Origin of the sequence: Streptomyces sp. NPDC060035 (assembly GCF_042736635.1) — a bacterium.
In the GTDB taxonomy this organism is placed as follows: Bacteria; Actinomycetota; Actinomycetes; order Streptomycetales; family Streptomycetaceae; genus Streptomyces.
In genome coordinates this window covers 245,699-269,270 of the sequence record NZ_JBHWVO010000010.1, presented here as the reverse complement: position 1 = coordinate 269,270, position 23,572 = coordinate 245,699, and the positions used below count along the sequence as shown (strand labels likewise).

The 23,572-nt window shown below is 70.8% G+C and carries 28 protein-coding genes and 1 pseudogene; 15 read left to right on the top strand and 14 right to left on the bottom strand.

The window, feature by feature from the left end; genetic code table 11:
• Nucleotides 1-105 precede the first annotated feature (105 nt).
• Nucleotides 106-285: pseudogene (locus ACFWBQ_RS18850) on the bottom strand (GNAT family N-acetyltransferase); the annotation flags it as partial.
• Between the two features lie 170 nt (nt 286-455).
• On the opposite strand from ACFWBQ_RS18850, the gene ACFWBQ_RS18845 reads away from it, so the two are divergent.
• The 3 genes from ACFWBQ_RS18845 to ACFWBQ_RS18835 are packed head-to-tail and all read left to right on the top strand — an operon-like array spanning nt 456 to nt 4,733.
• Nucleotides 456-1,181 (top strand): hypothetical protein, encoded by a 726-nt coding sequence (locus ACFWBQ_RS18845; protein ID WP_385489883.1) that lies wholly within the window; start codon nt 456-458, stop codon nt 1,179-1,181.
• Nucleotides 1,182-1,209: 28 nt separating this feature from the next.
• The gene (locus ACFWBQ_RS18840) at nt 1,210-4,014 is read left to right on the top strand and encodes a TIR domain-containing protein (protein WP_385489880.1); all 2,805 of its coding nucleotides are present in this window, start codon (nt 1,210-1,212) and stop codon (nt 4,012-4,014) included.
• A 59-nt stretch (nt 4,015-4,073) separates the two neighbouring features.
• On the top strand, nt 4,074-4,733 hold the full coding sequence (locus tag ACFWBQ_RS18835; RefSeq protein WP_385489877.1) for a hypothetical protein: 660 nt from the start codon (nt 4,074-4,076) through the stop codon (nt 4,731-4,733).
• A gap of 39 nt (nt 4,734-4,772) precedes the next feature.
• On the opposite strand, the gene ACFWBQ_RS18830 is transcribed toward ACFWBQ_RS18835, so the two are convergent.
• The 3 genes from ACFWBQ_RS18830 to ACFWBQ_RS18820 are packed head-to-tail and all read right to left on the bottom strand — an operon-like array spanning nt 4,773 to nt 7,176.
• Nucleotides 4,773-5,297, bottom strand: a complete 525-nt coding sequence (locus tag ACFWBQ_RS18830) for a GNAT family N-acetyltransferase (protein ID WP_385489874.1) — start codon at nt 5,295-5,297, stop codon at nt 4,773-4,775.
• Nucleotides 5,298-5,332: 35 nt separating this feature from the next.
• The gene (locus ACFWBQ_RS18825) at nt 5,333-6,163 is read right to left on the bottom strand and encodes an ABC transporter permease (RefSeq protein WP_385489871.1); all 831 of its coding nucleotides are present in this window, start codon (nt 6,161-6,163) and stop codon (nt 5,333-5,335) included.
• Nucleotides 6,160-7,176, bottom strand: coding sequence for an ATP-binding cassette domain-containing protein (locus ACFWBQ_RS18820; RefSeq protein WP_385489868.1), 1,017 nt, complete (start codon nt 7,174-7,176; stop codon nt 6,160-6,162). Before ACFWBQ_RS18820 ends, ACFWBQ_RS18825 begins: the two co-directional genes overlap by 4 nt.
• A gap of 93 nt (nt 7,177-7,269) precedes the next feature.
• Here ACFWBQ_RS18820 and ACFWBQ_RS18815 point away from each other — a divergent pair, with 93 nt between their 5' ends.
• Nucleotides 7,270-8,052 carry a TetR/AcrR family transcriptional regulator gene (locus tag ACFWBQ_RS18815; RefSeq protein WP_385489866.1) on the top strand — a complete coding sequence of 261 codons (783 nt, stop codon included), beginning with the start codon at nt 7,270-7,272 and terminating at the stop codon, nt 8,050-8,052.
• Between the two features lie 31 nt (nt 8,053-8,083).
• Nucleotides 8,084-8,485, top strand: coding sequence for a PPOX class F420-dependent oxidoreductase (locus ACFWBQ_RS18810; protein WP_385489863.1), 402 nt, complete (start codon nt 8,084-8,086; stop codon nt 8,483-8,485).
• Nucleotides 8,486-8,528: 43 nt separating this feature from the next.
• On the opposite strand, the gene ACFWBQ_RS18805 is transcribed toward ACFWBQ_RS18810, so the two are convergent.
• Nucleotides 8,529-9,527 carry a WD40 repeat domain-containing protein gene (locus ACFWBQ_RS18805; protein WP_385489860.1) on the bottom strand — a complete coding sequence of 333 codons (999 nt, stop codon included), beginning with the start codon at nt 9,525-9,527 and terminating at the stop codon, nt 8,529-8,531.
• Between ACFWBQ_RS18805 and ACFWBQ_RS18800 the strand changes: the two genes are divergently transcribed.
• Nucleotides 9,526-10,284 (top strand): GDSL-type esterase/lipase family protein, encoded by a 759-nt coding sequence (locus ACFWBQ_RS18800; RefSeq protein ID WP_385489857.1) that lies wholly within the window; start codon nt 9,526-9,528, stop codon nt 10,282-10,284. The genes ACFWBQ_RS18805 and ACFWBQ_RS18800 overlap by 2 nt on opposite strands.
• A 27-nt stretch (nt 10,285-10,311) precedes the next feature.
• Here ACFWBQ_RS18800 and ACFWBQ_RS18795 read toward each other — a convergent pair whose 3' ends face one another.
• Nucleotides 10,312-10,974: a hypothetical protein gene (locus ACFWBQ_RS18795; protein WP_385489854.1), complete on the bottom strand. Its 663-nt coding sequence runs from the start codon at nt 10,972-10,974 to the stop codon at nt 10,312-10,314.
• A 266-nt stretch (nt 10,975-11,240) separates the two neighbouring features.
• On the opposite strand from ACFWBQ_RS18795, the gene ACFWBQ_RS18790 reads away from it, so the two are divergent.
• The 3 genes from ACFWBQ_RS18790 to ACFWBQ_RS18780 all read left to right on the top strand — a co-directional run bounded on the left by ACFWBQ_RS18790 (nt 11,241) and on the right by ACFWBQ_RS18780 (nt 12,759).
• Complete coding sequence (locus ACFWBQ_RS18790; protein WP_385489925.1) at nt 11,241-12,137, top strand: endonuclease/exonuclease/phosphatase family protein; 897 nt, start codon at nt 11,241-11,243, stop codon at nt 12,135-12,137.
• Nucleotides 12,138-12,198: 61 nt separating this feature from the next.
• Nucleotides 12,199-12,477, top strand: a complete 279-nt coding sequence (locus ACFWBQ_RS18785; protein ID WP_385489851.1) for a type II toxin-antitoxin system Phd/YefM family antitoxin — start codon at nt 12,199-12,201, stop codon at nt 12,475-12,477.
• Nucleotides 12,478-12,480: 3 nt separating this feature from the next.
• Nucleotides 12,481-12,759: a type II toxin-antitoxin system RelE/ParE family toxin gene (locus ACFWBQ_RS18780; RefSeq protein ID WP_385489848.1), complete on the top strand. Its 279-nt coding sequence runs from the start codon at nt 12,481-12,483 to the stop codon at nt 12,757-12,759.
• Nucleotides 12,760-12,808: 49 nt separating this feature from the next.
• Here the strand turns inward: ACFWBQ_RS18780 and ACFWBQ_RS18775 are convergent, their stop codons facing one another.
• Nucleotides 12,809-13,450, bottom strand: coding sequence for a TetR/AcrR family transcriptional regulator (locus tag ACFWBQ_RS18775; protein WP_385489922.1), 642 nt, complete (start codon nt 13,448-13,450; stop codon nt 12,809-12,811).
• Nucleotides 13,451-13,786: 336 nt separating this feature from the next.
• Complete coding sequence (locus ACFWBQ_RS18770; protein ID WP_385489845.1) at nt 13,787-14,302, bottom strand: hypothetical protein; 516 nt, start codon at nt 14,300-14,302, stop codon at nt 13,787-13,789.
• Nucleotides 14,303-14,423: 121 nt separating this feature from the next.
• On the opposite strand from ACFWBQ_RS18770, the gene ACFWBQ_RS18765 reads away from it, so the two are divergent.
• Nucleotides 14,424-15,110, top strand: coding sequence for a TetR/AcrR family transcriptional regulator C-terminal domain-containing protein (locus tag ACFWBQ_RS18765; protein WP_385489842.1), 687 nt, complete (start codon nt 14,424-14,426; stop codon nt 15,108-15,110).
• 4 nt (nt 15,111-15,114) lie between these two features.
• Here the strand turns inward: ACFWBQ_RS18765 and ACFWBQ_RS18760 are convergent, their stop codons facing one another.
• The gene (locus ACFWBQ_RS18760) at nt 15,115-15,981 is read right to left on the bottom strand and encodes an RNA polymerase sigma-70 factor (RefSeq protein ID WP_385489919.1); all 867 of its coding nucleotides are present in this window, start codon (nt 15,979-15,981) and stop codon (nt 15,115-15,117) included.
• 262 nt (nt 15,982-16,243) lie between these two features.
• Here ACFWBQ_RS18760 and ACFWBQ_RS18755 point away from each other — a divergent pair, with 262 nt between their 5' ends.
• From ACFWBQ_RS18755 to ACFWBQ_RS18740, 4 genes are all read left to right on the top strand, one after another.
• The gene (locus ACFWBQ_RS18755; RefSeq protein ID WP_385489840.1) at nt 16,244-16,723 is read left to right on the top strand and encodes a carboxymuconolactone decarboxylase family protein; all 480 of its coding nucleotides are present in this window, start codon (nt 16,244-16,246) and stop codon (nt 16,721-16,723) included.
• 145 nt (nt 16,724-16,868) lie between these two features.
• Nucleotides 16,869-17,615 carry a class I SAM-dependent DNA methyltransferase gene (locus ACFWBQ_RS18750; protein WP_385489837.1) on the top strand — a complete coding sequence of 249 codons (747 nt, stop codon included), beginning with the start codon at nt 16,869-16,871 and terminating at the stop codon, nt 17,613-17,615.
• A gap of 63 nt (nt 17,616-17,678) precedes the next feature.
• Nucleotides 17,679-17,957, top strand: a complete 279-nt coding sequence (locus ACFWBQ_RS18745; protein ID WP_385489834.1) for a metal-sensitive transcriptional regulator — start codon at nt 17,679-17,681, stop codon at nt 17,955-17,957.
• 96 nt (nt 17,958-18,053) lie between these two features.
• Nucleotides 18,054-18,833 (top strand): SDR family oxidoreductase, encoded by a 780-nt coding sequence (locus ACFWBQ_RS18740; RefSeq protein ID WP_385489831.1) that lies wholly within the window; start codon nt 18,054-18,056, stop codon nt 18,831-18,833.
• Between the two features lie 79 nt (nt 18,834-18,912).
• Here ACFWBQ_RS18740 and ACFWBQ_RS18735 read toward each other — a convergent pair whose 3' ends face one another.
• The 5 genes from ACFWBQ_RS18735 to ACFWBQ_RS18715 all read right to left on the bottom strand — a co-directional run bounded on the left by ACFWBQ_RS18735 (nt 18,913) and on the right by ACFWBQ_RS18715 (nt 22,452).
• Nucleotides 18,913-20,142, bottom strand: coding sequence for a PP2C family protein-serine/threonine phosphatase (locus ACFWBQ_RS18735; protein WP_385489916.1), 1,230 nt, complete (start codon nt 20,140-20,142; stop codon nt 18,913-18,915).
• Nucleotides 20,143-20,356: 214 nt separating this feature from the next.
• Complete coding sequence (locus tag ACFWBQ_RS18730; protein WP_385489828.1) at nt 20,357-21,256, bottom strand: helix-turn-helix domain-containing protein; 900 nt, start codon at nt 21,254-21,256, stop codon at nt 20,357-20,359.
• 111 nt (nt 21,257-21,367) lie between these two features.
• On the bottom strand, nt 21,368-21,532 hold the full coding sequence (locus ACFWBQ_RS18725) for a hypothetical protein (protein ID WP_385489826.1): 165 nt from the start codon (nt 21,530-21,532) through the stop codon (nt 21,368-21,370).
• Nucleotides 21,533-21,556: 24 nt separating this feature from the next.
• The gene (locus ACFWBQ_RS18720) at nt 21,557-22,051 is read right to left on the bottom strand and encodes a hypothetical protein (protein WP_385489824.1); all 495 of its coding nucleotides are present in this window, start codon (nt 22,049-22,051) and stop codon (nt 21,557-21,559) included.
• A complete protein-coding gene (locus ACFWBQ_RS18715) occupies nt 22,048-22,452 on the bottom strand; it encodes a winged helix-turn-helix transcriptional regulator (protein ID WP_385489822.1) in 405 nt (134 codons plus the stop codon). The genes ACFWBQ_RS18720 and ACFWBQ_RS18715 overlap by 4 nt, the downstream gene beginning before the upstream one ends.
• 137 nt (nt 22,453-22,589) lie before the next feature.
• Here ACFWBQ_RS18715 and ACFWBQ_RS18710 point away from each other — a divergent pair, with 137 nt between their 5' ends.
• Complete coding sequence (locus ACFWBQ_RS18710; protein ID WP_385489819.1) at nt 22,590-23,483, top strand: NADP-dependent oxidoreductase; 894 nt, start codon at nt 22,590-22,592, stop codon at nt 23,481-23,483.
• The last annotated feature ends 89 nt before the right edge of the window (nt 23,484-23,572 follow it).

The following is a 23,572-nucleotide window of genomic DNA, read 5'->3' as shown; positions in this document are numbered from 1 at the left end:
ACACGTGAAGGACCCCGCACCGGCTCCCGGTGCGGGGTCCTTCACGTGTCGGGCCGTCGCAAGGGCCGTCCGTGAGGGGTCACGGGCCCTTTCGCCGGGCGGAGTTCACACCTGCGGCACATCCCGGCGCCACCGCACCTCGCCGTCCTCCCGCTCGTCCGTGGGCGCGAGCCCGGCCGCCGCGGCCACGGCGGCGGACGCCGCGTGGTCCGGGTGGATGTGAGCGATGACGGTCCGGACGCCGCACCCGCACATGAGGTACCGGACCAGGCCCGTCGCGGCCTCCCAGCGTGGCCGCTTCGGTCACGGTCCGGCACCGTAGTGGGCTGCCCCCAACTCCGTGGTTAACATGGCTTGATGAGGGACGACACCTCGGACACGTAGGACCGGCGGGGGAGCGGATGAGCGCACAGTTGACGCGACTCGATGGCCGACTGGGCCGGGGACGAAGGATCGTGAGCGGTACGGCGCTCAGGCTGATCGCGGCGACTGTCATCGGCGCGGTCACAGGGCTCGCCGTCTTCGGTCTCACCCAGGTGACGAACCGCAGCCTGTTCGCCATCATGGGCGGTATCGCAGGCGCGGCGGCCGTCCTGGCCGTGCAGTGGTACCAGCGCACGGCCCGCCTCACCGAGGTCAAGGTGACCGTCCCGCAGCTGAGCGAGCTCACCTTCGCCGTCAACAACGACTCCCGCCAGGTGGCCTGGCACATGTTCGTCGAGACGGTGACGCGGGTGTCCACCCAGCCGCTGGCCAGTGATCAGGGGGTCGTCCGGGAGGCGCTCACCTCGATGTACGGCTTGTTCGCGACGACGCGCGAGACGTTGAAGGCCAGCCGGCCCTCCGCCGCGGTCCCGGGCGGCCAGACGGTCGAGTACTTGGCGATCACCATGCTCAACGGGGCTCTCAGGCCGTTCCTGTCCCAATGGCACCCTCGGCTGCGGGAGTTCGAGCAGTCCCACCCTGACCAGCAGGAGTCCGAGTGGCCGGAGAACGCCGCCTGCCGGGAGGCTCTGCAACAGCTGCAGTCCGACATCCACGGATATGCGGTCGGCTTCGCCCGCCTCGCCGGTGTGCGTGACGCCGAGGCGCTGATCGGGCGCGTCCCCGTTCCCCGTAACCCTGACGACGCGGAGGGAAGCGGCAGTCCCGCGGCGGGCCGCACGCGGGACAGGCACTGAGCATCCGAGGGACCGGAGGTGGACGCCAGTGGACCAGGAGCTCAGCGGCAGCACCGACTACGACGCGTTCATCTCCTACAGTCACGCCTGGGACCGGGACGTCGCGAAGGCCTTCCAGAACCAACTGCAGGTCTTCGACCGTCCGTGGTACCGGCCGAGAAGCCTGAAGCTGTTCCGTGACGAGACCAATCTGGCGGCAAGTCCGCATCTGTGGCGCGAGATCGAGCGGGGGCTGAGCCGGTCCCGGTGGCTCGTAGTGATGGCGAGCCCGTCGGCTGCCGCATCCCCCTGGGTACGGCAGGAGATCCGCTGGTGGCTCACCCACCGGTCGGCGGACACCCTGCTCATCGCCTGGACCGACGGCACGCTCGCCTGGGACGCCGCCCGGACGTCGTTCGACTGGTCGCAGACCGACGCGCTCCCACGCGAGGAAATGGCCCAGGCGTTCGATCACGAGCCTCGCTGGGTGGACCTACGCTGGTTACGCAGCCTGGAGCAGGCCAGTTCGTCCGATCCCCGGCTCATCGAGTGCGTGGCGGAGTTCGTCGCTCCCCTGACCGGCAGGTCCAAGGACGAGCTGATCGGCGACCATGTGCGGCAGCGCCGCCGGACCGTCCGCTGGGTCCAGGCCACGGTGTCCGTGCTCGTCGCCCTGCTCCTCATCGCCTTGGCCGGCGGTATCACGGCCAACAAGCAGCGCAACAGCGCCCGCGCGCAGACGATGGTGGCCCAGTCCCGGCAGCTGGTGGCGGAGGCCTCTTCCATCCGCGACGCCCAGCCCGGCCTGGCGAGTCAACTGCTGGTGCAGGCCTACCGCCTCGCTCCCACCCCGGAAGCGGCGGGGGCACTCATCGAGAGCTACTCACTGCCCCGGGTGGTCCAGGGGCGCGGAACCGCACGGGCCGCCGCGTACAGCAGCCAGGGACTGCTGGCCGTGGCCGACGAGAGCATCCATCTGTTCGATCCCGCTTCGATGACCCGCCTGAGCTCCCTCGCCCCGGGCGGCCCCGTGGACACGGTGGCCTTCAGCCCTGACGGAAGGCTGTTGGCAACGGGCGGCGAGGACGGCGAGGTACGGCTGCTGGAGGTGACGTCCGGCAACCATCTCAAACCACTGGCCGTGTCGTCTGCAGCAACCGGGCGCGCGATGTCCCTTGTGTTCACTCCCGACGGGAAGTTGATCGTCATCGCCGAGGCGCGCGGAGCTGTCCTCGACGTCCGGGACCCCGCCCGCCCAAGCTTCCTCGGTCCGTTGCCCGAGGCTGCGGTCGCGGCAAGCCCCACGGGCGACCTGATTGCCACACAGCGGCAAGGCAGAACGAGCATGAGTCTGTGGTCCCTGTCCGGCCCCGCCCGGCTGAAACCGATCGCCACGGTCCCGTCGCCGCCCGGGAGCATGGCCAACTGGGGGGACCGCGTGATGTTCAGCCCAACCGGTCAGACCCTGGCGGCCGGCGGCGACAGCCGGGTGCGGCTGTGGGATGTCGCGGACCCGTCCCGTCCGGTCGTCCGGCCCGAACTGTTCACGCAGAGCCGGTTCGGCATCGAGACGCTGGAGTTCTCGCCCGATGGGACCACACTGGCCACCGGGGACAGCGACGGCTTGGTAACTCTGTGGGACGTATCCGATCCCTTTCGTCCGCGTTCCGACGCCCGGCTGACCGGCCACACGAATCCGTTGGGCGGCCTTTCCTTCAGTCCGGACGGGCACACCCTGGCTTCCGTCAGCATGTACGAGGCGCCATGGGGAGACCCTCCCAACAGGTCTGACACAGAGGTGCGTCTGTGGGCCGTGTCGGGGAGCGAACGGACCTCTGCATCCACCACCCTGCCGGTAAAGGGATGGTTTCCGCCCTCCTTCAGCCCCGACAGCCATCTACTGATCGCCGGTGGCGATCCCACCACCGTGTGGAGGGTGGGCGGCAACGAGGTACCGCGCCTCGTGTCCACCATGCAGACGTTCAATGCCGGTGGGGAGGCCGCCTCCTTCGGCCCTGAAGGACGCACCCTGTTCTCCGGCCTGCCTCTGGGCGCGTGGGACATGACCGACGCGGCGAGTCCGCGCCGCCTGACCCCGGAGGTGGCCCGCCCGGACCCCACATTGAATCTCAGCGTCAACCCCACTCGTCCCTTGTTGGCCACGGGGGCCTCCAACGTCGGTGAGCCGGTGCAGTTGTGGGACATAAGCAGGAGGACACGACCCACCCTGCTCGACACACTCAGCGGCACCAGAACCGAGCGCCAGGCACTCGCCTTCAGTCCGGACGGCAACCTGCTCGCGGTGCCCACCGACGAGGGCAACGTACGGCTCTGGCGGGTCGCTCAGCGCACGCGGCCCACGCTCGCAGGTGACCTCACCACCACGAGGGGCAAGGCCACCGCGCTGGCCTTCGGTCCACAGGACCGCACCCTGCTCGTCGGTGACGACGCCGGATCGATCACCACGTGGGACGTATCGCGTCCCGGACACCCGGTGCGTAAGGGCGCCTCCTACCGGCACACCGGTGACATCACGGGACTCGCCGTCCACCCCGACGGCACGCTCGCGGCCACTGCGAGCGTGGACGGCCGCATCAGGCTGTGGGACATCAGCGACCTGAGTAGGCCCGTCGAAGTGACGTCCCTGAGCAGCGGCGGTATCTACAAGACAGCCACCGCGGGGTTCAGCCCGGACGGGCGCCTCCTGGCAGTCAGCAGTGATCTGGGCACGCGTCTGTGGACAGTGGACCGCACCGGCATCCTCCAGCGGTTGTGTGCGCAGTCTTCCCGGATCACCCGCGAACAGTGGGCGCAGTACCTCCCCGACCGGCCATTCGACCCACCCTGCGCCTGAGCGCGCACGAGACGGAGGACACCGTGGTAACCGGCTTACATCGCATCACCCCACTCACTGTGCTGCTCGCGCTTCTGCTGATGACCGGCGCGTGCGACTCGCCCAAGCCCGCGCCCCCTGTCAAACCGGCGACTCAGGAACCTGCCGGCTCGGACCCCGCGTCCCCGCCCCCATCCCCCACCACCTCGTCGGCGGACGACCCCGAGGTGGTCGGACCGGCGCCCGCCGATCTGCACGATGTGGACTGGGCGACCGTTCGCTTCCCGGGCGATTTCTGCGGAGTACCGGGACTCGTACGATTCGACGCCGAGCTCGAAGCAAGGGCCATCTCCCGGACATGGGGGCATGTGCGCATCGGAGTCGGATCAAAGGTCATCTACGGGGACTCGAACGGCGACAACCGCGACGAGGCTGCCGTCTACGTGGGCTGCGACGACGACGGGCTCACCCAGAACTCGCAGATCATGGCCGGGTACGTGATATTCGGCCATGCGGGAAAGAACCTCGCCGTCATCGGCTCGATCACCCCGCAGAAGGAGCCTCTGGACAACTACGCCACGGCTCTCGTGCGGGCAGAGTTCGCCTTGGGCCGGATCATCGTGCACGAGAAGTGGTACCGCTCCAGCGACGCTCACTGCTGCCCCACCGGGAACGCCACCACCGTCTGGACCCGTGAGGGAAATCGACTGACACCGGGCGCCCCACGCATCACCTCCTGACAGGACGGGCGGAGACGGCCCGTCAGGCGCCGCCGGGCCCTACGGAACGCGTCCATCCCGCGGCGCATCCCGGCGCCACCGCACCTCGCCGTCCTCCCACGCGTCCGTGGGCGCGAGCCCGGCCGCCGCGGCCACGGCGGCGGACGCCGCGTGGTCCGGGTGGATGTGGGCGATGACGGCCCGGACGCCGCACCCGCACATGAGGTACCGGACCAGGCCCGCCGCGGCCTCCTTGGCGTACCCCAGGCCCTGCCACCCGGCCCCCACCACCCAGGCCACCTCCGCCCGCGGGCCGCGCACCGTCGCCTGTACGTAGCCGGCCAGGCGTCCGTCGCCGCGGACCCGCAGCACCCAGTTCCACCACAGCTCGGCGGGGTCCGGGGAGCCCGCACTCCGGCGGGCGTAGCGGGCGCGCAGCGTGGCCACGTCCTCCGGTGCGCCTCCCGTGTACGTGTGCAGGGCGGGGTCCGCGAGGACGGCGCTCATCTCGTCCGCGTACGCGATATCGAGCGGCAGCGCGTCGAGGCGGCTGGTGGAGAAGGGTTCGGGCCCGTTGTCCGGCATGGGCCCCGACCCTACGCGGGCCCCGTGCCGGCCGGTCAGCGGCTGAGCCGCCGGAACCGGCGTACCGCCAGCGGCAGGAACACCAGCGTGATCACCAGCGGCCACACCAGCGCCATCAGCAGCGCGTGTTCCTCGACCCATGTGCCTCCGCTCGCCACCGGGTTGCCGAACAGTTCCCGGGACGCGGTCACCGTCGAGGACACCGGGTTCCACGCGGCCACCGTGCCCAGCCAGCCCGGCATCAGCGAGGGGGCGACCAGGGCGCTGGAGATCATCGTGATGGGGAAGGCGATGGCGTGCAGGCCGCCCGCCGACTCCGCGTTCGGGACGAGCAGGCCCAGCCAGACGCCCACCCAGATCAGGCTGAAGCGCAGCAGCAGAAGCAGCCCGGACGCACCCACCGCCTCCAGCGGGCTGCCGCCCGCGCGCCAGCCGATCGCCAGTGCGGTGACGGCCAGGATCGTCAGCTCGGCGCAGGCCACCACGAGGTCGGCGACCCCGCGTCCGGCGGAGACGGCGGACGGGGCCATCGGCATCGAGCGGAAGCGGTCGATGACGCCCTTGCCGGCGTCGGTCACCACGGCCATCGCGGTGCTCATGAAGCCCATGGTCATGGTCGTGGCGAACATGCCGGGCATCAGGAACTCCCGGTAGTCGCCGCCGCCGGGCACCTTCATCGCGCTGCCGAAGACGTACCCGTACAGCAGGACGGAGATGATCGGGAAGCCGAGCTGCCAGATGATGGCGACGGGCTGTCGCTGATAGTGGGTGAGGCTGCGCCGGGTGACGTTCCAGCAGTCGGCGAGCGCCCAGTGGGCCCGGCTCCGCTCGCGGCCGGTACGGGCGTGCAGTTCGAGCGCGCTCATGCCGCGACCTCCGTCCTCGTGTCGTTGCCGGACCCGGTCTCCGCCACTGCCCCGTGTCCCGTCAGGCGCAGGAACACGTCGTCCAGGCTGGGCCTGCGCAGCCCGATGTCCTCGACCGCGATCCCCTCGTCCTGAAGGGCCCGCGCCACCTCGGTCAGCGCGGCCACCCGGTCCGCCACCTGGGCGTGCACCCGGCGGTCCGCCGTGTCGGTCACGACCAGCCCGCCCCCCGCCACCCGGTCCACTGCCTTCACCACGGCCGGGATGTCTGCCGCCTCGGCGGCGACGACTTCGATCCGGTCGCCGCCGACCCGGTTCTTGAGCCCGTCCGGGCTGTCGTCGGCGATGGACCGGCCCCGGTCGATGACGGTGATGCGCGAGGCGAGCCTGTCGGCCTCGTCCAGGTACTGCGTGGTCAGCAGGACCGTCGTACCGCCCGCCACCAGCGCCCGCACCGCGTCCCACACCTCGCCCCGGCCGCGCGGGTCGAGCCCGGTCGTCGGTTCGTCCAGGAACAGCACCGTGGGCGCGAGGATCATCGAGGCGGCCAGATCGAGTCGCCGCCGCATGCCACCGCTGTAGGCCTTGACTCCCTGGCCGGCGGCGTCCACGAGGTCGAACTGCTCCAGCAGCTCGCCGGCCCGCCGCCGCGCCCCGCTCCCGCCCAGGTGGAAGAGGCGGCCGAACATCTCCAGGTTCTGCCGGCCCGTGAGCACCTCGTCAACAGCGGCGTACTGCCCGGTGAGCCCGATCCTGCCCCGTACGAGCCGGGGCTCGCGCGCCACGTCCAGGCCCGCCACCTCGGCCCGGCCGCCGTCGAACCCGAGCAGGGTGGCGAGCACCCTGACGGCGGTGGTCTTGCCGGCTCCGTTCGGCCCGAGCAGGCCGTGGACGGTGCCGGGGCGGACGGCCAGGTCGAATCCGTCGAGCGCCCGTTTCTCCGCCACCCCCTTCCTGGCCCCGTAGCGCTTCACGACCCCTTCGGCCAGCACGGCGTATCCGGATGCGGACATGGCTCACTCCCCTCACGACAAAGAACTGGGTACGGTGTACTCATATGAGAGTACACCGTACCCAGTTCTCGTTCAGGGGATTACTCTGAGCCCATGACGAAGAGCGGACCGGCAGCGGCGGCAGACGGCACGACCACCGGAAGCGGCGACATCGGACGCAGCCTCGAGCTCCTGTGGGGCACCGGCGAACGCCCCAGCCGCGGCCCCAAGCCGGGCCTCACACTCGACCGGATCGTCGCCGCCGCCATCGACGTCGCCGACACGGAGGGCCTCGCGGCCCTCTCGATGCGCCGGCTCTCCACGGAGCTCGGCACCGGCACGATGTCGCTCTACCGGTACGTCCCCGGCAAGGCCGAGCTGCTCGACCTCATGCTCGACCGGGTCCTCGGCGAACCGCTCCCGGTGGACGCCTCCCAGGTGCCGTCGGACTGGCGGGTGGCCGTCGACACGATGGCCCACACCTACCGGGCCAATCTCCGCACCCACCCCTGGCTCCTCAAGATCAACCAAGCCCGCACGGTCCTCGGCCCCAGCGCCCTGCGCGGCCTGGAGCTCGCCCTGACCGGCCTCAGGGGCATGGGCCTGAGGGACCCCGAGCTGATCGGCGTGATCATCACGGTCAACAGCTTCGTCGAGGGCCTCGCCCGGACGGAGAACCACGCAACGGAGGCCGCCCGGCAGACGGGCTTCAGCGACGCCGCCTTCTGGGAGGGCCAGCGCCCCTACCTGGAGCGGGCCATGCTCAGCGGTGAGTACCCGCACATGGCCGCACTGTCCGCGGATGCGTTCGGGGCCGAGTTCGATCACTTCGCGTTCGGCCTCGGCCGCCTCATCGACGGCTTCGAAGTCCTCGTGGAGCAGCGCGCACGCGGGTGACACGGCCCCCGATACGTGGACCATGGGACATATGGACACGATCCACGAACTAGAGCCCTTCGTGAAGCAGTACACCGTCCTGCTGAGCAGCCGCCGGCCGGACGGATCGGCTGCTCGTACACCTGTCAGCATCGCCGTCGAGGGCGACCACGCCTTCGTCCGTACGTTCTCCTCGGCGTGGAAGGTCGACCGCATGCGCAACCACCCCGTGGTGGAGATCGCCCCGTGCACCGTGCGAGGAGCGCCGACGGGGCCGCCGCTCACCGCCTCGGCGCGCCTCCTCCCCCAGGGGTCGAAGGAGAACACCCACGCCGCCCGGACCCTCTCCCGCAAGTACCCGGCGCTGCACGGCGTGTTCGTCCCCCTCGCCCACCGGCTGAAACGGGACCGGACGCTGCACTACGAACTCCGCCCCCTGCTGCCGGACGACTGAACAGCCCCGCACCAGTGGTCCGACCCCGCGGAACACGCCCGCTCTACCCGCGCCGCCGCCTGACGCCGATCACGGCCACCGCGATGACGGCAAGCAGCACGGCTCCCCCCGTCACGGTGCCCTTCCCGGTCCCGTCACCGCCCCCGCCGCCTCCCCCGCCTGCGGAGGACGCCCCGCCCTCCCGGGAGGGCGCCTTGCTCCCGCCCCCGCCGCTCCCGCCGTCCTCGACGTCCACCCGCACCACTTCGCTCCGCTCGCCCTCGGAGCCGAACATCATCGCGGAGCCGTCCGCCGTGTACGTCACCGACTCGGACTGCCCCTGGAGCGGCACGCTCAGCGCGTGGTCCTCACCGAGCCGGCCGCCCTCGAAGGCGTACGCCCGGGTGCTGAAGTACGAGCGCAGGACCAGCTCCTGCCCGTCCGGCGAGAACGCACCGTCCGTCACCCACGGCACCTCGCCGACCCGCCGGAACACGTTGGCCCCGCCGGTCGACAGCTTCGCGGGCCCCTCGTAGAGCCCGCCGCCGTCCTCGTTCTTCGACGCGATGTAGACCCGTCCCGTCTTCGGGTGGACCATCATCGCCTCGGCGTTGCGGGCACCGTCGGCGTACTTCACGTCGAACTGTGTGGCCCGCACGGTGGCGTCCGCGAGCCGCTTCGGCTCGGGGAAGCGGTAGATCCAGACGTGGTCCCAGGACCCGTCGAGGTTGTCGCCGATGTCGCCGACGTACAGATTCCCGTCCGGCCCGAGCGAGATCGCCTCCACGTCGCGGGGCGCCCCGACCCCCCGCATGGTGATCGTCGCGACGGTCTTCCCGGTCCTGGAGTCGACGGCGTAGATGTACGGCCCGTCCTCGCTGTCGTTGTGCGTCCAGTAGATGCCCGGGTGGGCGCGGCTTGCGGCGAGGCCACTGGACTCGGTGATCCGGGGATCCTCGATCGTGAAGGTCCGATCGGCCCCGTCCCCGTCGTCCGCCACGGCGGGCGCCGCACCCGTGAGGAACAGGAGGGCGGCGGCGGAAACAGTCAGCAGCGATCTCATGGCACAAGTGTCCACTGTCACGTCGCAGGCCGGAGCAGTGATCCGCCATGATGTCGCCATGCGTTTTCTCTTCGTCGGTGACTCGATGACTATCGGCAGCGCCGGCGACTTCACCTGGCGCTACCGCATGTGGCAGCACCTCGAAGCGACCCTCGGCGACGGCGGCTACGCGATCACCGGCCCGCGCACCGAGTTGTACGACATCGGGTCGAACGCCCCGCGCTCCTCCGCGTACGGCGACCCGGCCTTCCCCGCCCCCGCCCGGCGACACCTGGCCGGCTGGGGCGAGGGCTGGCTCCACATGGCCCCGGTCATCGCGGACACGGTCACGGCGACCCGCGCCGACGTCCTGCTCGTCTCGCTGGGCCTGATAGACCTCGGCTTCTACACGGACAGCGAGCAGACGGCCCTGAACGTACGGGCGTTCATCGCCGCGGCCCGCACGGCGAACCCGCACGTCAAGATGGTCCTGCTCCCCGTGATACCGAACATACGGGCAGAGTCCGACGCCCCCTTCGCCGCCGAGTGCGACCGCTTCAACCTGCTGCTCGGGAAAGCCGTCGCCGACCTCGACAACCCGTCGTCCCCGATCCTGCTGGCCTCGCACCCGGCGGGCTACGACATCCACACGGACACCTACGACGGCACCCACCCCGGCCCCACCGGCGAGGACAAACTGGCCGGAGCCTTCGCGGACGCGATGCACCAGGCGTGGGGCGTGGGCGGGCCGTACGCGGGAGCGCTGGCCCCGGCCTGAGGCACCGGACCAACACAGCCGAGTGCCTCAGCCTCGCGGATACCCGATGGACTCGACGGCGTCCTGAAGCTGCGCCGGAGTCACTCCGGGGTGCAGACCCCGCACCAGGTCGGGCGTGAGCGGTCGCAGTTCGTACACGTCACGCACCCCGCCCGGGTCCACCGGCCTCCCGTAGTAGCCCTCGGCCCACCGCCCGTACGCCTCGGGGGAACCGTCGGTCAGCAGACCGAACAGCCAGCCGGAACCATCACTTCCGGGGTCGTCGGGGCAGGTGACGTCCCCCGTCGCCCAGGCCGGCTCGCCGGTCTCCCGCCACAGGCACACGGTCACGAGGGGAACACCGTCGAGGTGGAACTTCGGTTCGTCCACACAGGACCGGAACACCTCCGGCACCACATCGAACAGGCCCGGCCACGGCTCGCCGTCGCCCGCGTAGGCGTTCATCGGGGACACGTGGTCGAACCCGCGCACGTACGCCCCGGCAGCCGAGAAGACGATGTCGTACGCGTCCCCTCCGCCGTTGTCCATGGAGGCCAGCTCCTGCGTGGCGGACCAGCGGGTGTCGAAGGTGTGGCGCCGCAGGAAGGGCTTGTCCGGCTGGAGGATCGCGTCGAGCATCGCCATGGACCTGCACCGGTCCCGCAACGTGGGTATGTCCGGCAGTGCGCGAGCAACGTCAGGAGCGGTCATGACGGCGATTCCAGCATGCCCGACCGCCGTCGCCAGGTCCGGGTGATCCCTCGCACGGGCCGGAGGCGGGAAGGCCGCGGCGGGGCAGGTCCGGAACCGGACCGGTGATCACGGCGTCGTCCGTACCGTGCGACGCCGTGCCGTCTGGCCACAGCGTGGGGGAATGCCGACGCGACCGGACGGGCGGGCGATGACGAAGCCGGAGAGCAGCAGAGCAGCAGAGCAGCAGAGCACCATGGTGCCGGCAGCGGGGCCGGGTCCTCGGACTGCTCTCCGTCCTAATCGCCCTCCTCCTGGCCTTCCACTCCGTGGTCCCCCGGACGCCCGGCCACGCGGGCAGCCTCCTCGAAACGTTTCTCCCCTGGCTGGGCCTGGCCGTCCCCGTCCTGCTCGTCCTGGCCCTCCTGCGCCGCTCGTACGTCGCCCTGGTCGCGCTGCTGTTGCCGGTCGTCGCATGGGGCGCGCTCTTCGGCGGGCTGCTGTTCTCCGGTCACGACCCCGGGGACGACGAGATCACGGCGCTCCAGCACAACGTCAGCGACGTGAACCAGGACCCTTCCGGCACCGCACGCGCGCTGCTCGGGGCCCGGCCCGACCTCATCGCCCTGGAGGAGCTGACGCCGTCCGCACGTCCGGCCTTCCAGGCGGTCCTGGAGGCGGACTATCCGCACCGTGCGACCCGGGGCACGATCGGGCTCTGGTCGAAGTACCCCCTGTCCGACGTACGACAGGTGGACATCAAGCCGAAGGCTGTCGGCGAGGGCTGGGACCGGGGGCTGCGGGCGACCGCCACGACACCGCGGGGCAAGGCCGCCGTGTACGTCGCGCACCTGCCCTCGGTCCGGCTGGGCCTGAGCAGCGGCTTCAGCGCCGGGTGGCGGAACGAGAGCGCCACCCTCCTCGGCAAGGCCATCGCCGCCGAGCCGCTGGACCGGGTGATCCTCCTCGGCGACCTCAACAGCACGCTGGACGACCGGGGTCTGGAACCGGTCACCTCCCGGATGAACCGGCCGGACACAGACTTCGCCTTCAGCTGGCCCGCCAAGCTGCCGCTGGCCCGGATCGACCAGATCCTGACCCGGTCCGCCACGATCACCCAGCTCCGGTCGCTGCCCGCGACGGGAAGCGACCACCTGCCCATCGCTGCGCGCATCAGGTTCTGACCCGGGCAGACCGGACGGGCCGAGATTCGTGCAACAGATGTACATCTGTCACTTTGGATACATGAGTGAACCGGTAACGGAGTCCATGGCGGAAGTCCGTCGGCACCTCGCGGACGTGATAGACCGTGCTCGCCGCGATGACACGCCGACCATCATCACGCGGCGCGGAAAGGGCGAAGCGGTATTGGTCGGCATCGACGAATACCGCCGCCTGCGCGAGGCCGCGGATCGGCTCGAGGACGCATGGCTGAACCGGCTCGCGGATGAAGCCGAGTCCGAGGGCACGGAAGGCTCACTCTCCTTGGAGGAGATGGCCGCACTCATCCGCTCGGCACCCTGACCCATGGGGTACGTCACGCGGTTCACACCGCACGCCCAGCGGGATCTACTCAAGATCGCTCGCCAGGACACCTTGCGCATCCTCGTGCGCCTCAGTGGCCTCCAGAAGGCCCTGGACGCCGAGGACACCAGCGCCTTCGACGTCAGGGCCCTTCAAGGTCACCCGGGGCGGTGGCGGCTGCGCATCGGCGAATACCGCGCCGTCTACACCATCGAGAGCGGTCAGCTGGTCCTGTGGGTCCTGACCGTGGGCAACCGGCGCGAGGTCTACCGCGGCCTCTGAGCGGCACGGTCAACCCGCCGGCGAAGCTGCCGCGGGCCCGGCCGAACCGCTACCCGCCCGCCCCCTGAATCCCCAGCATCGCCAGCCCCAGCTCGGTAAGCTCCGCCGACACCTCTTCCGGCCGGGCCCTGCGGGGGCGACGGCTGTGGTGGGCCATCAGTTCGTGGACCGTGCCCACCATCACCATCACCACCACCCGATGGTCCCGCTCCTCCGCCTCGCCGCGCACCGCCGCCCGTTCGGCCTCGCCGGTCAGGAAATCGGCCCACAGGTCCCGCCACCGCTTGCAGTGCTCGTCCACCGCCGCGCTCACGCCGAGCACCTCGACGAACGTCAGCCGCGCCTCACGCAGGTCCCGGGTCACCGCGGTCACGTACGCGTCGAAGAGGATCCGGAACCGTTGCGCCACCGGACAGTCGTCCATGCCCTCCGAGAGAAGGGCCCGTTCCGCCGCCCGCAGCCCGTTGGTCGTCACCTGGTTGTGCAGGGCGATCAACACACCCTCCAGGGAGCCGAACTCCTCCCAGAGCACCTCCTCCGGCACCCCCGCGACGTCGCACAACGCCTGCTCCGACGTCTCCGCGTAGCCGTAGACGCCGAAGAGCTCCCGCCCCGCGTCAAGAAGCTGCCCACGGGCCCGCGTACGAGCTCTGTCGACCGTGCCGGTCACCTGATCCACCGAGACATCCATCACGGGTCCTCCTTCGTCTGCCACATCTCCGGCTGTCGCGGCGGCGGCTGAGCGGGGTCGCGAGCGCGGGAGAGGGTTTCCTCACCCCTCCATGGCGCCTGCTCCATTCTTCCCGCCCCACCGGGCGAGCAGGCCTTTCGCCGCGCTATTGCCGACTAAATCAGTTTAAGAACAGGGCAGTTGATCGTACGTTCGGAATGCGTAGCCCCTGCGGTCCCCTCGGTCAGCAGGGCGCGTGTGCAGACTCGCCCGGCGAGGCAGACCCTCCGCCTCCCCTCTCCCCCGCCGCCTGGTCCGCCTTCCTCGGGCGCATGACCGGCAGTTCGGTCCGACCGCTCAGACGGAGACAGCGACCAGGGCGACGGCCGACCCGGCGAAGACCACCGCGTTGCGGACGTAGGTCTGTGCCCGCACCCAGCCGGGGAAGGCGTCCTCGGCGGACCGGAGGAAGGGCGCGACCTCGACGCGGGCCAGTTCCGGGTCACCCTTGCGGCGGAAAGCCGCCTCGACGGACTGCACCGCGGTGAGGTTGCTGTAGACGATCACCGCGTTCATCAACAGGACCGCCGAGGAGAATATCCAGGTCAGCAGCTGGGCCAGATCAGCTCCGGCGAGGTTGAGGGCGGCGGTGGTGATCATCACTGCGGCCACGGTCACCGGGGCCGCGGTCTCGTGGCCGCCGGCGTCGAAGCGGAGCTTGTTCTCCTCCAGGACCTCCGGGCGGACGCCCTGGCGACGGAGTTCCGTGACCGCGGCGGCCTTCGCGGCAGGGCCGAAGCGGTGGCGGACCAGCGGGATGCTGACGAAGGCTGCGGCGACGAGCAGGTGCATCACGGCGGCGAGGGCGTTCATGAGGGCTCTCCTTCGACTTGCACTTAGTTCAACACGCTGACGAGCCCTACCGTAACGGCGACTTGAACAACGTACAAGTGCCTTCTTGAACTTTGTTCAAGCGAGTGCGTACCGTAGGGCCATGTCACGCGACACCCTCACTCCGGACCGGATCGTCCGTACTGCTGTCGAGCTCCTGGACGCCGAGGGCCTCGAAGGCCTGAACATGCGCGCCCTGGGCAAACGGCTCGACTCCGCGGCCACGGCCGTCTACTGGCACGTCAAGAACAAGGACAACCTGGTCCTGCTCGCCACCGACCGGGTGTGGGGCGAGCTCTCACTGCCCGACCTGGACGCGGTCGACTGGCGCACCGCGGCCACCGCCATGGCCACCGACCTGTACGGGATGTTCACCCGGCACCCCTGGCTGGTGCAGGCGTTCGCCGCGCACGTCGTCTACGGCGAGGGCAAGGCCCGTCACGACGACCACAGCCTCGCGGTCTACGAGGCCGCCGGCTTCACGGGCCCGCAGGCGGACCGGGCCGCCGCCGCCGTCTTCACCTACGTCCTCGGCAACGCGGCCGGTGCCGCCGCGACGGCCTCGCTCACCCGGAAGCTGGACGGGGACGACGCCGGTGCCGAGGAGCAGTTCCGGGACGCCATGGCCAAGGCCCGGGAGATCGCCATGCGGTACCCCCGCCTGCGCACCCGCCTGGAAACCCCGGCAGCCGCCGACTACGCCGCATCCCCCGACAGGACCTTCGAATTCGGCCTCCAGGCCCTCCTCGACGGCCTGGAGCAGCAGGCCACTCCTCGGAAGCCGACATGAGGTCTCAGCGGCGCAAGGCGGTCTCCCGCTCCAGACGCGACAGCTTCTCGGGATTGCGCACGGCGTAGAGCCCGGTGACGAGGCCGTCGTCGATACGCATCGCCATGACGGTGTCGATCTCGCCGCCCAGCCGGACGATCAGCGCCGGGTCACCGTTGACCTGTGTCAGCTGCAGCGACACAGCGGCGGCGATCCTGCCCAGCACGCGGGCCACCTGGTCGGCCCCCACCACGGGCGCCAGTGCGGCCTGCACGACTCCGCCGCCGTCGGTCAGCAGGACGACGTCCGGAGCGAGGATGTCGAGCAGGCTTTGCAGGTCGCCCGTTTCGACCGCCCGCCGGAACGCCTCGACCGTGCGGCGGGCATCGGCAGCGGACGCGACCCCGCGCGGTCGGCGCGCGGCGACATGGGCCCGCGCCCGGTGGGCGATCTGGCGGACCGCGGTCGGGCTCCTGTCGACGGCCTCGGCGATCTCGTCGTACCCGAGGCCGAACACCTCCCGCAGCACGAACACCGCCCGCTCGGTCGGGGCAAGCGTCTCCAGCACCAGCAGCATCGCCATCGAGACGCTTTCGGCCAACTCGACGTCCTCGGCCACGTCGGGCACGGTCAGCAGCGGCTCGGGCAGCCAGGGGCCGACGTAGGACTCCTTGCGGCGGCCGAGCGTGCGCAGATGGCTCAGCGCCTGCCGGGTGGCGATCCGGACCAGGTACGCACGCTGATCCCGCACGGTGTCGAGATCGACGCCCACCCACCGCAACCAGGTCTCCTGCAGGACGTCCTCGGCGTCGGCGGCCGAGCCGAGCATCTCGTAGGCAACGGTGAACAGCAGGTTGCGGTGGGCGACGAACGCCTGGGTGACGCTGTCCATGCGGTCGCCACGAGCAACCGGCCCGGATGGGTCCCTTGTTCCGTCGTCCCCTGTTCCGTCGTCCATGGTTCGGTCGTTCATCGCCGGCTCCTGCCCGTTCGCTCTCGACTGCGCCGTACACCAGACGCCGGCCCCCACTGCTTTGTGACACCCGCGACCGGTGACGCACGCCACATCGCCGCGCCGTCACAAGGATCGGGCCGTCGGCATCTTGTGTTCATCCAGCGCAGCAGCACACGACACCACGAGTGAGGACGACGTCATGGAACCCCGTTTCAACCTGTTCGACAGCCCGACCGCCGCGAAGGTCGCCAAGCGGTTCGCCACCACCTCGTCGGCCCTGCAAGGGTCGACATTGCCGAAGGCCCTGCAGGAACTGGTGCAGCTGCGGGTCGGCCAGATCAACGGCTGCGGTTTCTGCGTCGATGCCCACGCCAAGGAGGCCGCGGCCGCGGGTGAATCCGCGCTCCGGCTCAACCTGGTCGCCACCTGGCGGCACAGCACTGTGTTCACCGAGGCCGAGCGGGCCGCGCTGGCGCTCGCCGAGGAAGGCACCCGGCTCGGCGACCACGGCGTGTCCGACGAGACCTGGGCCGAGGTGCGCAAGCACTTCGACGACGACGAGGTCGGTACGCTGGTCTGCCTGGTCTCCCTGATCAACGCGGCCACCCGGATGAGCGTGATCGTGCACAACCCGGGGGGCTCGTACGAGCCCGGCATGTTCGCCGGTACGTCGAGCTGAGCCGAGCTGACCCGCAGGCGAAACGCGGGCCCGTCCCGGGATCGTTCGATCCGGGCCGGGCCCGCGCATGCCACAGCCGACAAGGATCTGAGCCCGGCCCCGAAATTCGGTGGGCACGGGCGATGCCCCGCAGTACGGTCGCGCGATGGATGACGACAACGGTTACTTCGGCGACCGGGTCGCCGCGACGTACGACGATCCGGCGGACGAGATGTTCCGGCCGGAGGCCGTCAACGCGGCAGCCGGCTTCCTGGCGGGGCTCGCCGGCGGCGGGCGGGCACTCGAGCTCGGCATCGGGACGGGGCGTATCGCCCTGCCGTTGTCGGAGCGTGGGGTCACGGTCCACGGGATCGACATGTCGCGGGCGATGGTGGCGCGGATGCGGGAGAAGCCCGGCGGCGACGCGGAATCCATCGGTGTGACGATCGGCGACTTCGCGACGACGAAGGTGGACGGGACGTTCTCCGTCACGTACCTGGTCTTCAACACGATCATGAATCTGACGACACAGCAGGCCCAGGTGAACTGCTTCCGCAACGTCGCCGCGCACCTCGCGCCCGGGGGTACCTTCGTCATCGAGGTCATGGTGCCCGAGCTGAGGAAACTGCCTGCCGGGCAGAGTGTCGTACCGTTCCACGTGAGCCCGACACGGTGGGCGTTCGACTCCTACGACGTCGCCACGCAGGCGGTGAGCTCGAACTACGTCCGTGTCGAGGACGGCCGCGGCGAGTACCGGTCCATCCCGTTCCGTTACGTGTGGCCCGCGGAGCTCGACCTGATGGCGCAGCTCGCCGGACTGCAGCTGCGCGATCGGTGGGAGGGCTGGGCGCGGGAGCCGTTCACGAACGAGAGCGGCCGGCACGTCTCGGTGTGGGAGAAGCCTGCCGGCTGATGGCGGATTATCGGCATCCCCTCACCTAAAATACCCCTGGGGGTATGGAGCGGAGGATGAAGCATGGAGCTGGAGATGGCGGCCGACGAGCTGAAGTCGGTACTCAACCGGCTGCGCCGGGCCCAGGGCCAGATCGCCGGGATCATCAGGATGATCGAGGAGGGCCGGGACTGCGAGGACGTGATCACCCAGCTCGCCGCCGCGTCCCGCGCCCTGGACCGGGCCGGTTTCGCGATCATCGCCACCGGCCTCGAGTGGTGCCTGACCGAGGACGGGCGGACGAGCACCGACAAGGACCACATGCGCGCCCGCCTCGAGAAGCTGTTCCTCTCCCTGGCTTGAAACCGGCCCCGGTCACGCGGCCGCGTGGCCGGGTTCGGGCGCTCGGGGCCAAAAGGCGGTTGCCCCGCGCGCGGCCCTCCCTGATCATTCCCCCCTGTGACGAACACTGACGAGAACCAGGTCACCGCCCGCCCGCTCGCGCTGATCACCGGCGTGGGCCGCACCGTCGGCATCGGCGCGGGTATAGCCCGGCAACTGGCGGCGTCGGGCTGGGACATCGCCTACACCTACTGGACACCGTACGACCGGCGCATGGTCTGGGGCGCCGAGAGCGGAGCCGCCGACGTGATCGCCGAGGAGCTCGCCGCACGCGGGGCAGCCACCGCGGCGATCGAGGCGGACCTCGCGGATCCGGACGCCCCCTCGCGTATCTACGACGAGGCGGAGCGCCGGATGGGTCCCGTCACCGCCCTCGTGATGTGCCACTGCGAGTCCGTCGACTCCGGTCTGCTCGACACCACCCTCGAGAGTTTCGACCGGCACTTCGCCGTGAACGCCCGCGCCACCTGGCTGCTGATCCGCGAGTACGGGCTGCGCTTCCGCGCCACGCCCGGCACCGGCCGGATCGTCGCCCTCACCAGCGACCACACGGTCGGCAACCTGCCCTACGGAGCGAGCAAGGGCGCCCTGGACCGCATCACCCTGGCCGCCGCCCGCGAGCTCGCCCACCTCGGCGTGACCGCCAACACCGTCAACCCCGGTCCGGTGGACACGGGTTGGATGTCCTCCGAGACGCAGGAGGCGCTCACCGGGGCCACCCCGCTCGGCCGCCTCGGCACCCCGCAGGACACCGCGCACCTGGTGGACTTCCTGTGCTCCCCGCAGGGCCAGTGGGTCAACGGGCAGCTGCTGAAGAGCAACGGGGGCCTCGGCTGAGGCGTGGTGCGGAAGGCTGCTGCGATCCGGGCCTTCCAGGGATCTGCGGATGGGCCGGTTCGAGCGGCTGGGTGCACGGTCACAGACGGATGACGACCAGGGCGGTGTCGTCCGTGTTGCCGCCCGGTGGAATCAGTTCTGCCAGCAGGGTGTCGGCGAGGGTGTCCGCATCGGCCCGGCCGTGACGGCCGAGGCACTCGGCGAGCCGGTGAAGGCCGGTGTCGATGTCTTCGCGGCGGCGTTCGATGAGTCCGTCGGTGTAGAGAACGAGGGTGGCACCTTCGGAGAAGGCGGCTTCGGCCTGGACTCTTGGAACGTGTTCGAGGCGGGCGCCGAGCGGCGGGTCGGTGGCCCGGTCGAGGAACTCGACGGTGCCGTCGGCATGGAGCAGGGCGGGCGGGGGGTGACCGGCGCTGCTGTAGACGACGGTGCGACTGTTGCAGTCGATCACCGTCTGCAGAGCGGTGGTGGACTCGGCGCCGTCGACCGAGCGGGCGTAGAGGCCGAGTGCGTCGAGGGCGGCCGCGGGGCCGTCGGCCACACGTACGGCTGCGCTGAGTGCACTGCGGAGCTGTCCCATGATGCACGCCGCGGCCAGGCCGTGGCCGACGACGTCGCCGACCGCGACCCCGAAGCGGCCGCCGGGCAGTTCGGCCAGGTCGTACCAGTCTCCGCACACGTTCAGGGACCCGACTGCGGGCCGATAGCGCACAGCGCCCCGGCGTCGGCCGAGCGGTCCGGGCGCGGGCAGCATCGCGGCCTGCAGGCTCAGGGCGACTTCGCGTTCGCGGGCGTGGGCCCGGCGCAGCCGCTCGTTGACTTCCTGCAGCTCCCGGGCACGGGTGTACAGCTCGGCCTCCAGCACCCTGGTCCGGTCCCCGCCGTCCCGGCCGCCACGGGCGCGGATCAGTTCGGTGACCTCTTCCACCCGGTGCAGCAGCAGCGCCACCCGCCCGTCCGGACCGAGGACCGGGGCGTTGACCGGGCTCCAGTACCGCTCCTCCCACCGGCCGGGCCGGTCGGGGCACTCGACGTCGTACCGCTGCAGCGCCATGGCGTCGCGTTCCCCGGTGGCAGCCACCCGCAGCAGCGACCCCTGAAGGTTGCGCCTGCCGGTCGCGGCGGGATCGTTGGGGTTGTCGGGGAACACATCGAACAGGTAGCGGCCGATCATCTGGTCACGGGTGCGGCCCGACGTCTGCACATACGCCTCGTTGGTGTCGGCGTACACCAGGTCGGTGGTGAGCAGGGCCACCGCGCCCGGCAAGGCCTGGAACACCGCCTCGTAGTCGATCCCGGAGTGCTTCACGACGCCCCTCGCCTCTTTGTGCACCAGCGGCCCGACGACGCCGGCCGCACCGAACACCCCCGAAGGCTCCCGACACGACCGTGGCCGACCGACCACAGCGTGACCCGCCGGACAATCCCAGGCGTTCCATTGCGCCATCAGCGGCATGTCACAGGCCGCCGGTCTGCCGTCCTGGCGGTTCGGGCGCCGGCGTGGTGCAGGAGGCACGAACGGTTCAGGCGGTGCGCTCAGGGGTCGCGCCCGCTGCGGCCGACGGGTGTCGCGTCACCGTGGTCCGGGCGAGGAGCGCCAGGGCCGTACGCGCGGGGGAGTCCGGCGGAGCCGTGGCGACGACGATGCGCGGACCCTCGCCTCCGGGGCTCTGCAGCGTCTGCTGATTGACCGTCAGCGTGCCGACCAGCGGATGATGCATCTCGTAGTCCGCCGCATCGCAGGGCATGATCCGATGGCGGGCCCACAGCCGGGCGAAGGCGGTGCTGCGCATGGTCAGTTCACCGATCAGCGAGGCGAGCCCCGGATCGTCGGGGTACCGGCCTGCCGTCATGCGCAGGCTGCCCACCACCGCTCTCGCCTTGGCCGGCCAGTCCGCGTAGAGCTCGCGGGTGTGCGCGTCGAGGAACACCAGCTTCGTCATGTTCGGGCGCTGCGCCGGGTCGGCAGGACCGGTGGGGTCCAGATGGCAGGCGAACAGCGCGTGGCCCGTCGGGTTCCACCCGAGTACGGAGCCGCGGCGGTCGAGGGCGATGGCAGGAGTGTCCCCCACCGCCTCCAGCATCGCCGCCGTGGCCGGTGTCATGCGCTCCGCCCGGGGCTGCGCGGCTGACCGGCTGCGCCGCGGAGTGCGCGCCAGCGCGTGCAGGTGCACCCGCTCGGACTCGTCCAGCCGGAGCGCGGCGGCAATGGCGTCGAGGATCTCCGGCGAGGCGTTGCGGGACTGTCCCTGCTCGAGCCGGGAGTAGTAGGGCGCGCTGATGCCGGCCAGCATCGCGAGCTCCTCCCGGCGCAGTCCGGGGACCCGGCGCCGTTCGCCGTACGTCTTCAGCCCGATGTCCTCCGGGCGCAGTTGGGCCCTGCGTGCCTGGAGGAAGTCGGAAAGCTGCCCGTTTCCGTTCATGCCTTCGAGTATGCGAGCCCGGCTGTACTTCGGCCTCACCCTGCGGAGGTGAGGCTCACGGGGGTGTGGTTCCGCCCCGTGCCGCCCCGTGCAGGGTGGGTGAGCCCTGCATCACCGATGCATCGAGGACATCCGATGACACTCGTGCGTCCAGCTGCCGTTCTTCTTCTCCAGCTCTTCGACGTAGTTGTACGCCGCGTTGCTGCCCTGCTTGCCGGGCGAGATTTTCAGGATCGCCTGGTTCTTCTCGGGGTTGCCGGTCGCGGGCCGGAACACGGATCTCCCGGTCCCCCGCGCGCGTCAACGCTCCGGGTACGGCTCCCCGCAGGCACTGCAGAACCTGGGATTCCGGTCCGCCGACAGCCGCCCGCACTCCGGGCAGACCAGGTCCAGCATGCACGGGCCCTCGCCGCCCTCGTCCACCGCGGGCGCCTTGACGGCGGGCTTGATCGTCAGCCCCGGGCGGCGGCGGTGCACCGTCAGATACGTCAGCCCCTCCGGCCCCGCCTCCAGGGCGCGGCGGGAGGTGCGGGGCAGCCACGTGACCGTGGTCGGGGCGAGGTCCAGGGTGTCGCCGCCCGTACGCAGGCTGCCGCGGCCCGCGAGGACGACCAGGAGCACGTCCAGGACGTCCTCCTGGTGCTCGCCCACTCCGGCGTTCGGCGGCAGGCGTACGAAGTTGGCGTCCAGCTCCCGCCCCTGCTCGGCGAGATGCCACAGGGCGCCACGTTCGCCGGGGGCGGCGGAGGCGAGGAGGTCCTCCAGTACGGCAAGCACCCGAGGGGTCGCGTTCACGCCGCGGCCTCCTCGTCGTACTGCTCGCGGGCTTCGTGGACCTGGTCGAAATGGGTCTCCGCCCAGGTCTTCACCGCGGACAGCAGTTCGCTCAGGCTGTGCCCGAGCTCCGTCAGCTCGTAGTCGACGCGGACGGGCACGGACGGCGTCACGGTGCGTGTGACGAGGCCGTCGCGCTCCAGTGAACGCAGCGACTGGGTCAGCATCTTCTGGCTCACGCCGGCGATCCTGCGGCCGAGGTCGCTGTAGCGCATCGGGCCCTGGCGCAGGGCGCTGACGATGAGGCTGACCCACTTGTCGCTGAGCCGCCCGAGCAGCTGGTTGGTCGGGCACTCCCTGAGGAAGGCGTCGTACGCGGATCGGGCTTCCTCGCGGCGCTGGGCCGCGGTGCGTGTCGCCATGCCTGCTGCCTCCGGTCCTACCTGTGGGTGGCCTACGCACCCCGGAGTACGTACTTACCAAAAGAGAGTAACTCTTCCTAGGTTTGTGGGGCGGGAGAAACCCGCACCGTTCGCGGGGAATTCAGGGAGAGATCGATATGCGTGCTGTTGTGGTCAAGACGTTCGGCGGACCCGAGGTGGTGGAGGTCGTGGAGACCGCCCTGCCGGAGCCGGGTCCGGGCCAGGTGCGGATCAAGGTGGTGGCGGCGGCTCTCAACCCGGTGGACGCGGCGTACGGCGCGGGTGTCCTCGTCCCCCTGCCCGAGAGCGGTCTGCTGGGGCTCGGCTGGGATGTGGCGGGGACCGTCGACGCGGTGGGCGCGGGGGTGCCGTTCGCCGCCGGGACCGAGGTGGTGGCGCTGGCGTACGGGCCGGCGCCGGTCAAGGCCCAGGCCGCGTACGTGGTGGTGGACAGCTCGGCGGTCGCGCCCGCCCCGGCCTCGGTGGACGCGGCCCATGCGGCGACCGTGCCGCTGAACACCCTGACCGCCGCGCAGGCACTGGACCTGCTGGACCTGGCCCCCGGGTCCACGCTGCTGGTCACGGGCGCGGCGGGTGCGGTCGGCGGTTACGCGGTGCAGCTCGCCCACCGGGCCGGGATCACGGTCGCCGGGGTGGCCGGAACGGCCGACGAGGAGCTCGTACGGTCCTTCGGCGCCGACCGGTTCGTGGAACGCGGTGCGACGGCAGGCCCGTTCGACGCGGTGCTGGACGCGGCCGTGCTGGGCGCCGACGCACTGGCGCATGTGCGCGACGGCGGGGACTACGTGGGCGTCATCCCGCACGCGGGCCCTGCGGGTGTGCGGGGCATCCGGGTCCAGGTCGTGGAGGTGGCGGCCGATGGCACCAGGCTCGCCGAACTGGTGAAGCTGGTCGACGAGGGCGTCCTGACACCCCGGGTGGCACGTACCTACCCACTGGAGCGGGCGACCGACGCGTACAGCCGCCTCGCGGAGGGCGGCGTACGGGGGCGGCTCGTCCTGGTGCCCTGAAAGCGGCTGGTGGGAAGGGGCCGGGCGGACGGCACGCCTCCGCAAGTGGAGGCGTGCCCCCTCCCCGCCGAAACCGTCGAACGGGGCCG

Bases quoted from the DNA above. Each gene is read 5' to 3' on its own strand.
- ACFWBQ_RS18830 (WP_385489874.1), bottom strand. From the start codon at position 5,297: ATGCCGGACAACGGGCCCGAACCCTTCTCCACCAGCCGCCTCGACGCG.
- ACFWBQ_RS18825 (WP_385489871.1), bottom strand. From the start codon at position 6,163: ATGAGCGCGCTCGAACTGCACGCCCGTACCGGCCGCGAGCGGAGCCGG.
- ACFWBQ_RS18820 (WP_385489868.1), bottom strand. From the start codon at position 7,176: ATGTCCGCATCCGGATACGCCGTGCTGGCCGAAGGGGTCGTGAAGCGC.
- ACFWBQ_RS18815 (WP_385489866.1), top strand. From the start codon at position 7,270: ATGACGAAGAGCGGACCGGCAGCGGCGGCAGACGGCACGACCACCGGA.
- ACFWBQ_RS18810 (WP_385489863.1), top strand. From the start codon at position 8,084: ATGGACACGATCCACGAACTAGAGCCCTTCGTGAAGCAGTACACCGTC.
- ACFWBQ_RS18800 (WP_385489857.1), top strand. From the start codon at position 9,526: ATGGCACAAGTGTCCACTGTCACGTCGCAGGCCGGAGCAGTGATCCGC.
- ACFWBQ_RS18805 (WP_385489860.1), bottom strand. From the start codon at position 9,527: ATGAGATCGCTGCTGACTGTTTCCGCCGCCGCCCTCCTGTTCCTCACG.
- ACFWBQ_RS18795 (WP_385489854.1), bottom strand. From the start codon at position 10,974: ATGACCGCTCCTGACGTTGCTCGCGCACTGCCGGACATACCCACGTTG.
- ACFWBQ_RS18785 (WP_385489851.1), top strand. From the start codon at position 12,199: ATGAGTGAACCGGTAACGGAGTCCATGGCGGAAGTCCGTCGGCACCTC.
- ACFWBQ_RS18780 (WP_385489848.1), top strand. From the start codon at position 12,481: ATGGGGTACGTCACGCGGTTCACACCGCACGCCCAGCGGGATCTACTC.
- ACFWBQ_RS18775 (WP_385489922.1), bottom strand. From the start codon at position 13,450: ATGGATGTCTCGGTGGATCAGGTGACCGGCACGGTCGACAGAGCTCGT.
- ACFWBQ_RS18770 (WP_385489845.1), bottom strand. From the start codon at position 14,302: ATGAACGCCCTCGCCGCCGTGATGCACCTGCTCGTCGCCGCAGCCTTC.
- ACFWBQ_RS18765 (WP_385489842.1), top strand. From the start codon at position 14,424: ATGTCACGCGACACCCTCACTCCGGACCGGATCGTCCGTACTGCTGTC.
- ACFWBQ_RS18760 (WP_385489919.1), bottom strand. From the start codon at position 15,981: ATGGACAGCGTCACCCAGGCGTTCGTCGCCCACCGCAACCTGCTGTTC.
- ACFWBQ_RS18755 (WP_385489840.1), top strand. From the start codon at position 16,244: ATGGAACCCCGTTTCAACCTGTTCGACAGCCCGACCGCCGCGAAGGTC.
- ACFWBQ_RS18750 (WP_385489837.1), top strand. From the start codon at position 16,869: ATGGATGACGACAACGGTTACTTCGGCGACCGGGTCGCCGCGACGTAC.
- ACFWBQ_RS18745 (WP_385489834.1), top strand. From the start codon at position 17,679: ATGGAGCTGGAGATGGCGGCCGACGAGCTGAAGTCGGTACTCAACCGG.
- ACFWBQ_RS18730 (WP_385489828.1), bottom strand. From the start codon at position 21,256: ATGAACGGAAACGGGCAGCTTTCCGACTTCCTCCAGGCACGCAGGGCC.
- ACFWBQ_RS18715 (WP_385489822.1), bottom strand. From the start codon at position 22,452: ATGGCGACACGCACCGCGGCCCAGCGCCGCGAGGAAGCCCGATCCGCG.
- ACFWBQ_RS18710 (WP_385489819.1), top strand. From the start codon at position 22,590: ATGCGTGCTGTTGTGGTCAAGACGTTCGGCGGACCCGAGGTGGTGGAG.